At 45.9% G+C, this 13,832-nt stretch carries 1 protein-coding gene; it reads right to left on the reverse strand.

The window, feature by feature from the left end; all coding sequences use genetic code 11:
* Positions 1 to 14: 14 nt before the first annotated feature.
* Positions 15 to 13,832 (reverse strand): type I polyketide synthase, encoded by a 13,818-nt coding sequence (locus tag GXP75_RS00775; protein ID WP_313897111.1) that lies wholly within the window; start codon positions 13,830 to 13,832, stop codon positions 15 to 17.

Genomic DNA, 13,832 nt, shown 5'->3' on the forward strand with positions numbered 1-13,832 from the left:
TCCCCACTCCTCTCTTATTTGAATGTTTTCCAAAACATTTCTTTAGGAGCACCCTTGGCCGGAAGCTCTTGCTTTTGCACGGTATGAGCTGATGCGGCGGCTTTCTGTTTTAAAATGGGCTGCCGATTTAATGTCGGAAGCGGCAGAGGTTTTCTTCGAATCGGGCGCTGAACCGATTCCTGCCAAGCTTCTACAATCAGATGGGCATTCGTTCCTCCATCCGCAAAACAATTAATCGCTGCAACCGGCACTTCTGCCGCCCATTCATCTTGTGTTTTACAAAAATATAAATCTGTTTCTTCTATATCAAAATGCGGCATTTTTTGGTCACCCGACATAAACGGGACCAATTGGCGATGCTGCAGCATCAATGCGACCTTTATGAGACTGGCGATTCCTTCTGCACATAAAGGGTGTCCGATATTAGGCTTAACCGATCCTAATCCTAAAGGAGCCCTGCTGCTGGAACGGTAAACGGACTGGACCGCCTTAAGCTCAAGTAAATCCGTCACCACCGAGCCAGAACCATTCGCTTCGATATAGCTGATGTCTTCAGGTTTTTTGCCGCTTTTTTCAAGCGCCGTCTGCATCACGTCCTTCTGTGCCTGCAGATTCGGAGTAGAGGGTCCCGCTGTCCTTCCGTCATTATTAACAGCAGCGGCCTTAATGACGGCGTAGATAGAATCTCCGTCTTTGAGCGCTTGCCTCACCGTTTTGACTAACACCATGCCTACGCCTTCTCCCAACACCACACCGTCTGCACGCTTGTCAAATACATGGAAAGACGGCTTTTCACATAAAAGGCCCCGCTCTTGGAACATGTGATGCGCAGCATCTGTTTCAAGCAAACTGACACCGCCGACTACTGCAGCGTCAATATCACCGCTCCGTAAAGCTTGAATGGCCATATTTAAACCGACCAAAGCAGAGGAACAAGCTGTGTCCATCACGATACTCGGACCGCGCAAATCGAAAAATTGAGAAATATTAGCCGCTAAATAGTTTTGCCCTCCGGCTACAATCGGATTTCGTGCTTTTGAAAGACTGGATGGATCAGGCTTGTGCTGACTGCGCCCTCCTATATAAACACCTGCCTGCATTCCTTTAATTTCCTTTTGTGTATACCCGGCGTGATACCACAATTTCAAGCTTTCTTCCAATACAGCTAATGCCTGAGGATCCATTGCCCTGACATCGTCTTCCGACATAAGGAAGAATTCAGAATCAAATCGCTCCAGGTCATCAATTACGCCGGCATAATATGGACTGGAATAACCCCAGCGTTCAGGCGGAACAGGTCTGATGGCTGATCGCCCTTCAGCTATTAAATCCCAATATGACTCAAGAGTGTCAGCTCCGGGAAACCGGCAAGTAAGACCGATAATCGCGATGTCTTCTGTATGATTCACCAGTTTCATCTCACGGCTCTTTTGCGGTTCCGCTTCGCCAAGAGATACCGCATTCAGTGAAGGCGGAGATATAGCAGACTCATGCTCTTTTGAGGTGGAGCAGCATACTGCATTTGATAGGGAAGATTCATAAGCAGACACCAGCCACTTTGCAAAAGACTCGATCGTTGAATATTCAAATAAAATGGACGGATCAATGTCCCCTTCTATCTTCTGATTGATCTGCTGTAATAACTGAGCCAAAATGATCGAATCCACGCCATACTCTTGAAATGGTTCATCGGTTTCAAAATCCTTGGGGTCTATCTTTAACTCATCAGAAAAAATCTTTACAAGCCAGGCTGTCGTTTCATGCAGCAGGTTTTGAACGGCTTGATCGCCGCTTGCCTCAGAACTTGGAAACGGCGTACTTATCACAGGATCTCGCTGAATCGACTGCTGCATCAGCTGATGCGGCTGCCATACATCTAGATCGGGCACTGCCGGCAGGATCACGGCATGTCGTTTTTCAGACAGAATCTGATCTAATAGGTGCAATCCTTCTTCATTTTTCAAGCTTAACAGCCCGGTCTGTTCCAAAGCTTTGCTTCGAACCTCACCTAAACCGGTTTCCTTCCAGTTGGGCCACTGGATGCTGACAATCGGACAATTATCAGAATGTGCCTCTGCAAAATAGTCCATGTAAGCATTCGCCATGGCATAATCCGCTTGGCCTGATGCAAGAACCGGAATAATCCCTGATACTGATGAAAACAGAACGAAAAATTGCAGCGGCTCTTCTTTAAGAATGTCAAATAATGTTTGAAGGCCTTCGACTTTAGGCTCCAACACCTGTTGAATGTCTTCTGTGGACTTTCTTATAAATGCCGGATTTTTCGTATTCACCATCCCGGCACAATGAATGACTCCGCCAATTCCCCCCATGGTGTGCTGGATTGCTTCAAGGCTCTCTTTCACAGCATGCGGATCGGACAGGGAAAGAGACAGCACTTGCACGTGTGCGCCCAAAGCTTCCAACTCTTGGACCGCTTGAATTTTTTGTGCAAGCGGCGTGTTTTGCCGACTGAATGATTCCCACTGTGCACGAGGTGGCAACGGCTCACGGCCAGTCAGCACTAATCGTTCAACCCCGTATGTTTGCACAAAATGCCGAGCGCATAGTAATCCGAGACCTCTTGTCCCGCCTGTAATCAGCAGCACCTTGTCTGTCGGAAACGATATTGCTTGATGCTCGCTATCCTCATGGGCAGATCTTTCTTCCAAAAATGCTCGATAGCGCTGTCCATCCCGATAACAAACTTCGGTCTCTGTACTGTCAGCACTAAACTCATCTTCGATCAGCCTCGCCAACTCTGTCTCTTTTGCCGCTTCATCTGCATCCATGTGTCTTGATTTGAGATAACTGTATTCGCTTTGAAGCATACGATATAAACCGCTTCGAGAGGCACCTGATAAATTGACATTTCTATTTTGAAAAGATTCCAGCCCTTTTGTCACACACATGACGGTTAAACCTTGTTTGTGTTTACGTCCATGCTCAATCAGCTTTTGCAGCGGGCTGATCCATTTCATGGATTGGTTATCGCTCATTTCACACCCGGCCAAATCCACTGCGCCATCGAAACTCTCCCAGTCCGCATCTGAGAAATCGGTGTGTCCTTCAATATCAAAAATATGATATTTTGAGAAATACTTAGAAAGCTCTTCAGCCAACGTCATTGTCTTCGGACTGGCCAATATGGCCACCGTCCGGTTACCTTTTTCCTTTGCAGCAATCGGGCAAAGCTCCCATTGTTTTTGTAAAAAGCAACGCTGTCCCCCAGTTTCAGGACTTGCAGAACTGCTGCTTGCTGCAGCTGTTTCTTTGGGCAGCCAATAATACTCTTTTGCAAATGGATAAGCGGGGAGACTGATTCGATAAGGTTTTTGATCTTCATAAAGCTCGTTCCAATCTACACGAAGCCCTTTCACCCATAAATCTGCTATTTCTTTAATCTTTCTCTTCTCTATCCATGTTTGCAGCAATGTTTTGGCATCACCATCTGTTTCAAAAGCTTTAATGTCACTTTTTTTCGTTTTCACATGAGCAGAATAAATCCCAGCATGCTGAACATCGGCGATATAATCCTCTAATGTTTTGACAAGCGATTCTCTTGAATCTGCCAAAAACGCCATCCGATAATCCATCGGCTCCCGGCCAACCTGAAGGGTGTATGCCATATCAGCCAGATTTATATCTTCATGGGATTCCGCAAAGTCTTTCATCATTCGGGCATAACCCTTTAATTCCTCTGTCTTTTTCGCAGATAACACAAATAACTTTTGGCTATCCTGGTCTGATGGTCTGTCATTGCGCCTTTTAGGCTGATATTCTTCAATCACAAGGTGGGCGTTCGTCCCGCTGTATCCAAAGGAACTCACACAGGCCCGCCGCGGCTGTCCTTTACTCGTTTCCCAATGCTTAAGCTCGGTATTTACATATAAAGGCGAATCCTCAAATTGAAAATGCTCATTAGGCGTTGTGAAATGTAAAGTAGGCACCAGTGTTTCGTGTTTCATGCACATTAACACTTTTTGGACGCTTGCTACCCCTGCCGCCGCCGATGTATGACCAATGTTGCTTTTCACTGAACCGATCGCACAATATTTCTTTCGGTCTGTTTTCTCTTTAAATACGGTCGATAGGGCTTCTAATTCAATCGGATCCCCTTGTTTTGTTCCCGTGCCGTGCATTTCTACATAACTGATGCTCTCAGGATGTATATCATATTTTTCATATATGTCACGTTCTAAGTCCATTTGGCTTTTTGCACTCGGCGCTGTAATTCCGTTCGTTTTTCCGTCCTGATTAATTCCGGAACCGATAATGACTCCATATATATGATCATTAGCTGCCTCTGCGTCTTTGAGTCGCTTTAGGACTAACGCTCCTGCACCTTCGCCGGGTACGAAACCATTTGCACTATTATCAAACGCTTTGCATTGTCCATCCGGCGATAACATCCCGGCTTCACACATGCTGATGTATGATTCCGGAGTGAGGTATAAGCTCACGCCGCCAACCAACGCCATATCAATTTCTTTATTTAATAGAGCTTGGCGGGCCAAATGGGTCCCGACTAATGAGGAAGAACAAGCCGTATCGATAGGAATGGCAGGGCCTTTTAAATTGAGATAATACGGAATACGCGCTGCCGCTATGGCAAAACTGTTCCCCGTGGCGCTTGCTCTTGCCTGATGCTTATTCAGCATCATCCCGTATTCATTGCTCATGATACCCAGATAGACTCCGCACTTTTTATCATTTAATGTTTGGGCGTTATATCCGGCATCCTCAAATGCTTTATAGCCTTCCTGTAAAAATATTCGATGCTGCGGATCCATCAGTTCAGCCTCGGACGGAGGTATATTAAAAAATAACGGGTCAAAATGCTCGATATCATCTAACATTCCTAGTGATTTACAGTATATTTTCCCTTTTTGATTCAGAGCCGGGTCATAATATTGGTTCACATCCCACCGAGACTTCGGAATGTCCTTGATTGAATTTCTGGCATGGACCAAGTTATCCCAATACGTGCTTACGTCACTTGCGCCGGGGTATCTTCCTGACATCCCGACAATGGCTATCGCATCGGCTGGGTAATCTTGTTCAAATCGGGCAGTTTTCTTTTCGGGTTCCTTTACCGGCGTTAATTGAACAGGCTGAATCGGTATGTCTGCCGGCTTCGCCTCAAGTGATGCTATAGGCTTAATAGACACTTCTGAAGGCGAATTGAGATTCTTTGTCTTGACTTCCTTTTTTCCTTTGCCTCGTTTGACCAGCTCAGTTTTTAGAAATCCCGCAAAATCACGAATCGTCGGATAATCATAAACTTTGGTTACGGTCAATGACGTATTGTACTGCTTATTAACCGCCTTTACCCATTCAAGCCCTGTAATAGAGTCCATTCCGATATCAATGAATGTGTCGTCGATATCCACCTCGTGCTGAGCCATGTAAAGAACATCGGCTATACTTTGCTTCAATTCTTCATGGAGCGTTTCAACTGATTCAAGATACTGGCTTGTCGCCGATATCTCCGCGGCTGCATACTGAATGTCTTCTATAGGTTCTTTATGATCGGCCTTCTGATTGCTTAAAGGCTGTAAAGAAATATTGCCCGGTTTAGCTGACACTGTTTCTGCATGTTTTATCGGCATATGTGTATCCGGCGCTTTCACCGCGAAAACTCCTGCCGTTTTTTCACCTTCAGCTTGTTTACTTAATTCACTTTTTAAAAATGCCGCAAAATCACGGATCGTCGGATAATCATACACCTTTGTAACAACGAGTGACGTACCATATTGCTTGTTAATCGCTTTAATCCATTCAAGTCCTGTAATAGAGTCCATTCCGATATCAATGAATGTTTCATCAGGATCGACTTCATGCTGGTCCATGTATAACACTTCTGCTAAGCTTGCTGTCAATTCATCACACAGCACTTCGGCAGAAGGGGTCTGCGGCGGCTCCGAAGCGACATTTTGCAAGTCTTCAGTTCCATTACTTGGTGTTATCTCCTGAGCTGCCAAGGGCTGCAAAGAGATATTGGCAGGCTTGCCGCTGACTTTGCGAGTAGTCAATGGCTCTTGACTGACAGTCTGTGCTGTAACGACAGGTTTGACCGGTTCAAATGGTTTGATTGGTTTGATTGGTTTGATCTGTTCAACCGGATTGACTGATTTTTTTTCGTCGGTCTTCCGCTCATTTTCTTCTATCCAATAGCGGTCTCTTGCAAAAGGATAAGCTGGCAAGCTGATGCGCTGCGGTTTAGCATCTTGATAAAGCATGTTCCAATCGATGTTCAAACCTTTTACCCAAAGGTCTAAAAACTTCGTATATTTTCCTTTGCGTATCCAAGCTTCGATTGTCTTTGCCATGTCTTCATCAGCCGCAAACACGGCCATGGTTTCTTTGTTGCGTTTGACTTGTCCGCGGTATAGATGTTCGGTATTTTCCTTCCCGGCAATAAATTCATTCAGCTTTTCTTCGAGTTCTTGCATATTTTCAGCCACAAGCGCCAAACGTTCATCCATTGCTTCACGTCCGACTTGAAGCGTGTATGCCATACGGATCAAATCCTTTTCAGAATACCTTTTGTCACGAATGGCACCCAGCAGACTTTCAGCACGCTTTTGAAGCCTCTCTTCATTCTTTGCTGACAGTACGATGATGGCCGGCTGTTGATTCTCAGAAGGAGCTGACATCGTCGGCTCAGGTTTCGGAATATACTCTTCTATCAGCACATGAGCATTTACTCCTCCAGCGCCAAACGAAGAGATGCCTGCGATTCTTGGATATTCAATTTGTTGTCCGTTCACTTGAATGACCGGCTGCTTCCACTCTTCAAGCTCTTGCTGCACTTTGAATGGAGAATTGAGAAAATCGATATTCGGATTCAGTACTTTTGAGTGCAGTGAAGGTGCCAGCTGCCTGTGCTTCATTTGCAGCAATACCTTTGTCAGCCCGGCGATACCTGCCGCACTCTCACAATGGCCGATATTGGATTTGGCTGATCCGATGGCGCAAAACTGTTTGTCTTCTGTTTGTTCTCTAAACACTTTTTCCAGTCCGGTTATTTCAATCGGATCTCCGAGGGATGTCCCGGTGCCGTGCGCTTCGATATAGCTGATTGCCCGCAGATCAACTTTCGCTTCCGTAAGCGCCTTTTTAATGACAGCTGCCTGAGCATTCGGATTAGGGACTGAGTACCCGTTTGTTTTTCCTCCGTGATTAATGGCTGTTCCCTTAATGATTCCATAGATGTGGTCACCATCTTTAATAGCTTTAGACAATGGCTTTAGAAGCGCGGCTCCGACACCTTCACCCGGCACATAGCCATCGCCTCCCTGTCCAAAGCTTTCACATCGGCCTTTGCTTGACATAAATTTGTTCTGTCCCAGCATCAAATATTTATTTGGATGGATTGAAACATTCACCCCGCCCGCAAATGCTGCCTCACATTCTCCGCGCTGTAAACTTTGGCAAGCCAGATGAATCGCAGTTAATGAAGAAGAGCACATTGTATCCAACGCGATGCTCGGTCCATGGAAATCGAAGAAATAGGATACCCGGTTCGCTATGGAGGATGGGTTTCCAGTCAGAGCCAGCGGTCTGCCCCGCACCTGTTCTTGCGCTCCGTATAATTGGTATTCTTCGTACATGGACCCAACATAAACTCCGACATTCCCGCCCAGTTCAGCATCTTTTTTACGGCCAAGATGCTCTCTTGTATATCCCGCATCTTCCATCGTTTCATAAACACACTGTAAAAATAAACGTTCCTGCGGGTCCATCATTTTTGCTTCACGAGGAGAGATGTGGAAAAATTGCGGATCAAACTTATCTACATCATTGATGAAGCCTCCCCATTTGCTGTAGGTTTTTCCCGCTTTGTCCTTATCTTTATCATAATAAAGGCTGTGATCCCAGCGGTCTTCCGGAACCTCAGTAATGCAGTCATGGCCCTCCTTCAAGTTTTTCCAAAGTTCGTGGATGTTGTCCGCTTGAGGATAGCGTCCGGAAATACCGATAATCGCAATATCTTCACTATCATTTTTACTTAGCTGCTCTTGCACTTTCATTCGTACAGACGCAAACCCGGTTTTTTTTCGGCTATAAGAGACCGGTTTTACATGCTTGGCCTCTGAATCTGAGATGTCAACCTTTTCAGAAGGAGGCGCTTCTTCTGTTTCAATTCCCAAAATGTCTAACATCGTTTTCTTGTGTGATTCAATAAAATATTCTGTTAAGGATGTAATGTTCTGATATTCAAAGAACAATGTTTTGGACAATGAACCGAATACCTTTTCTAACTGACCCGTCAAGTGCATGATCATAATAGAATCTATTCCGTAATCTTCCATAGGAGCCGCGGCATCTATACGGTTTACCGGGAGTTTGATAACAGCAGAAAGCACTTTTTTGAAATAATTCTCCCCTTTTTCTCTCAGCAACTCCTCTTGGACTTTCAGCACGGCATTTTCGTTCTTTGCATACGGTCGCCCGCCGCTGCCGCTTGTATTTTGAGCAGGATTGTTTGCCGTTTGCTGTAAAAACGAATGGATTTTCTTCACTACACCTTGTGCAACCATCAGCTGCGCTTTTCCTGAAGCCCATCCGCGATATAATGCCTGAATGCCGCTTTCTGTTTCCATGGCTACCATGCCGGTATCCCGTGTCAGCATCCGTTCAGTTTCAGCATCAACATGCATGCCCCCGTCTTTCCACAACGGCCAGCTTATGGAGAGTGTTTTTCCATGACGATTGTGTAACGCCGCTTGGCTATTCCGGTATTCGCTGAATGTATTCATAAATGCATTCGCCATTGCATAATCCGCCTGTCCTGCGCTTCCCACTGTTCCGGCTCCTGAAGAAAACAGAATGAAGAAGTCGAGCGGTATATCTTTCGTTGCCTCGTCAAGGTTGACCAGACCTGTTACCTTTGGAGCCAGCACTTCTTGGATTTCTTCTTTCTTTTTCTTAATGATGAAATTGTCTCTTATGATGCCTGCGCTATGAATGATCCCGTTGAGACTGCCATACTCCTTTTGAATCTCTTCGGTTAAGGCATGTACAGCTTCTTTTTCTGTGATATCGGCTTGCTTATAGACCACGCGCGCTCCCGAATGTTGTAATTCTTGAAGCTGGGACATCTTCTTGTCATCTAATGGAGATCGGCCTGTAAGAATCAATACAGCCTCTTTTGTTTGATGTGCAATTTCGTTGGCAAATATCAAACCAAGACCGCCAGCTCCGCCTGTGATAAGATAAACCCCTTGATCTCTCCACGGCACTTTTACGCCCAGTTGTTCTGCGTCTGTTTCTCTCCATTCGCCGACATAACGTTTTTCGTTCCAATAACGGATGTGTTTGTCACTCGGGCATAGCCTGTTTTCTTTTATTGTTCCGGCCATATCGTCTGCATTCATACCCGAATCGATTTCAATCAGCTGGCCTGTCAGTTTTGGATTCTCCAGCTGTGCCGTTTTAAGCAGTCCTGTCAGGCCGCTGAGAAGCTGCGGGTTGCTCTGTGCAGGGACAGCGATCTGGATTAACATCTTTCCGCCGGATTTTGCGTTTAGCGTCTGTTGTATTTCTTCAAATGCCTGTACGGCATACGTTTCAAACCGTTCATGTATCGCTTGACGATTAGAATGCAGTATCACACAGTCAAGTTGTGCTTGAATTCTTTCGCTTAGTTTTTCTTCTATATCACAAACAATCACTTTATGTTCTTTATATTCAATTGATCTATCCTTTTCTGAAATGGCTTTTTCTTCCCAGACATGCTCAAACAATAGCGTTCCGATTGCCGGCGCGGCGTCTGCCCCATCTGTTTCGTTTTCTAAAACTCTGGAAGAATAGCCTTTCATTCTCACGCATACCAGTCCCTCTTCATTACACAAATCAATGTCAAGCTTCTGGACACGGTCCTGCGCCGTACTTCCCTGGCTGTATCTAACGTGCACCCACATCGCGGACACGCAGCCTTTGAATATTTGAATATCCTGCAATGCGAAAGGCAGCATTGCTTTGCTTTCTGTCGGGCTTGAATCTCTGTTCCCGAGCTTCAAGCCTATAGATGCCTGGAATGCCGAATCCAGCATGCTTGGATGCAGAATATAACGGTCTTGTGTAAATGAAACGGCAGACGGCATGGACAGTTTAGCGAGAACTTCGTTTTCCCCTGCGTAGATCTTGTCAATCGCCCTGTGGCCGGCACCGTACTCAATCCCCATATTTTTATAAGCTTCGTAGCATTCATCGGGTGAAAGAATACGCTGGCTGCAATTGTTTTTCAACTGTTGAATGTCCAATACAGGAAGTTCTTCAGCCTGATAAAGCATTGCGCTTCCTTGTCCGTAAATGATAGGCTCCTTTTCTAAACTATCAGGCTCCTTATACAGTTCATACGCGATTTCTCCATTGTCTTCCGGATATAGGCGAATGTGTATGTCCGATTGCAGATCTGTTACAGCAAAAGGGCGTATCCAGACAATATTTTGAAGCCGGATGCTGGCTTGCGATTGCTCCCTGACCGCTTGTTCCACTGCCGCCCGAACCATTTCTAAAAAAGCGGCTCCGGGCAAAATACGCTGGCCTTTAATGACATGATCTTTAAGGAAAAATTCACTCCCCGTAAACTCCGACCGAAAACGCACGCCCGACATATCGGATACGTTTTGATGCAGCAGAGGGTGAATGACATGATCTTCTATCGAATTCGTTGCCGCCATATCAGTTCCGATTTCTGCTTCCGGCACCCAGTAGCGAACCTTTTCGAAAGGATATGTCGGTAAGCTGATGCGTTTTGGTTTGTTTTCTCCGTACAAGAGCTTCCAATCAACAGTAACTCCATCAGCCCACCGTTTGGCGATGATCTCGAAACTGCCTTCTTCCAACCATTTATGTACCATTGCGGGAGAGTCCGAATGATCGCCGTTCCCTCTGTTCATGCGGCCGTTCCAACAATTGCGGATCGATTCTTTCCCTTGAGAGAAGGCTTCCAATTGTCGAATTAACTCCGGAATGCCGCTTGCTACAAAAGCAACCCGTTCTTCCATCGGTTCGCGGCCCACCTGCAGTGTGTAGGCCAAATCTGAAATATGAATGCCATCATGAAGGAAGTCCAACAGCCGTTCCGCATACTCATGAAGCCGTTCCTTATTGCGGGCAGACAGCGGAATGATCACAGGCTTGACGTCAGGCAAAGAAATGTGTTGCTCCGCTATTTCAGGAATATATTCTTCCAAGATAATATGCGCATTTGAGCCTGTTGCTCCAAACGAGCTGATCCCCGCCCGGCGCGGGCAGCTGATTTCCTCGCCATTCTCCTTGATAACAGGCTGTTTCCATGTTTCTGTTTCATGCTGCACATAAAATGGCGATTTCCTGAAATCTACATACGGATTCAGTTCCTCTGAATGTAGAGAAGGCACAAGCGTCTGATGATGAAGCTGCAGGGCAACCTTGCTCAATCCGCTGATACCTGCGGCAGATTCCGCATGCCCGATATTCGATTTCACTGAACCGATTGAACAAAACTGCTGATCTTGTGTATATTGCCGGAAGGCTTTCACCAGACCCTGTACCTCGATGGGGTCTCCTAGGGACGTGCCGGTTCCGTGTGCTTCCACATAACTGACGGTCCGCGGGTCAATCCCTGTTTTGTCCAGGCATGTCTCAATGAGATCAGCCTGCGAAACAGGACTTGGCACAGAAATCCCGCTTACTGTTCCCACGTGGTTAACAGCACTTCCTTTAATCACAGCGTAAATTCGGTCTCCGTCTTCCACCGCCTGGCGTAAAGGTTTTAATAAGACCGCACCGATTCCTTCAGCCGGCACATATCCATCCCCGTCTTTACCGAAAGTGCGGCAATAGCCATCGCTGGAAAACATATCCCAAACCCCGTATGTCATATATTTATTCGGATGCAGTGATAAGTTAACTCCTCCTGCCAATGCGACTTCGCACTCGCCGTGGCGGATGCTTTCCAGCGCCAGATGGACGGCAGTCAGAGAGGAAGAACATACCGTATCGACCGCCATACTCGGGCCGTGAAAATTACAAAAATACGAAACCCTGTTGGCGATTTGCGCATAGTTCAAAGAGAGAGGAAACACATTTTCTTTTGATGCAGCCTCAGCTCCGACTAACGTATAATCCTTATGCATGACACCCGCAAAAACACCTACATGCTGTCTGTTATTCCGGCCTCGGGGTTTTGCCAGTGTCTTCGGCGTATAGCCCGCATCCTCAATTGTTTCCCAGCATGTTTCCAAAAACAGACGCTCCTGGGGATCCATTGTTTCTGCTTCCCTTGGCGTTATTCGGAAAAATTGGGGATCGAAACAATCCGGATCTTCTATAAAACCTCCCCATTTAGAGATTTTCTTTCCTGAAGGAGATGTTAAGCCTTCAAAGCGACGCCAATCCCAACGCGATTCAGGGATTTCACTGATACAATCTTTCCCCTCTTTCAAATTGTTCCAAAATTCATGAATATTGTTTGCCTTCGGATACCGGCCGGCCATGCCGATAATCGCAATGTCTCCTTCCACAGCCGGCATGCGTGCAGGAGCGTGAGAGGAGGCAGAACTGACATTTTCCTCCCCTTTCTCGGAAGCCCCTTGACCAGTTGCGCTAGCTTTCCGATCAATCTGATGAGAGGAATGGGAGGCAGCAAAATGTTCGGCGTGCTCCTTGGCAAGAAACGCAGATAGTTCCGCGATAGTCGTATATTCAAACAGCAGCGTCGGGGAAAGACTCTCGCCGATTTTGTCACTAATGGTTTCTACCACATCCAGCAAACCGGAGGAATTCAGACCCATTTGATAATAACCGACCTGCTTTTCGATCTGTTCTATCGGTATATTTATTTTGTCTGCTATTAACCGGCTGACAAATTGTTCCGCTTCGCCGTATGGTCCCGCATGATCGACTGACGCAGACACTTCTTCCATTCCCGCAGTAACAGATTCAGCAGGTATATCTGCCTTTGTTTCTTGATCGGGCTGTATAGTCTTGCGTTCCCCATTGATAAGCTCAGCTTCACGCACAAGTTTACTTGTAAAGTTTTTTAATTCAGCTACTTTTTCTCCGGAAGCGTTGAAAAATTCCATCGTTAAATAAATGAGTTCTTTTTCCCGACGGATCGAAGAGCGCTTAATTCTCGTCGTGCATTGCGTTTGCAAAAGTTCTGAAGCGGAAAAAGATTCATAGAACAGAGGCAAGTAAAGCCTCTGTTCCCCTTTCAGTAAAGACGACAGCATGTGGTTTGAGCCTACCCCGCTCCCGTCAATGAGAGTGGGGTGGAACATGAATCCGTCGGCATGAAGCATGGCTTGTGTGCCAAGAGACAAATCAATGAGAACGCCGTCTTCTCCTTCGTAAATTTGACCTTCTGCCTTCATATATCCGCTGTGCTCCAATTCCTGGCGTCTGCATTGTTCATAAACATCATGCAGCGGAACGATGGCTTTGGCAGATTCTTTGATGTCAATAAGATCAAGTGTCTCTTCAAAAGCCGGTATAGCACCGATGTGCATTTCTGCTTTGATATAGAGTTTTTCTTCAGAGTCCGTTTTGCCGTTACGCTTTTCATAACCTTTAACAGTTATCTGCCAAAAACCTTCCTTTTTCTCTTTACATTCGAGATTGAGCATAATCACTGTATCCTGTCCTGCAGCTAACGGCTGATAGATAGATAAATTACGCAATTGAAGGTCAGTAAAGGAATAATCACGTTCTCTGAATATTTGATAGATCATATCAATATAAGCCAATCCTGGAAGCACTTCTTGTCCGTAAACCACATGGTGACGAATAAACGGATTTTTCAGCGATAAGGTGATTTGCTTCGTTATGGTTTTCAC

It is taken from the genome of Bacillus sp. HU-1818 (genome assembly GCF_022695965.1).
In the GTDB taxonomy this organism is placed as follows: Bacteria; Bacillota; Bacilli; order Bacillales; family Bacillaceae; genus Bacillus; species Bacillus atrophaeus.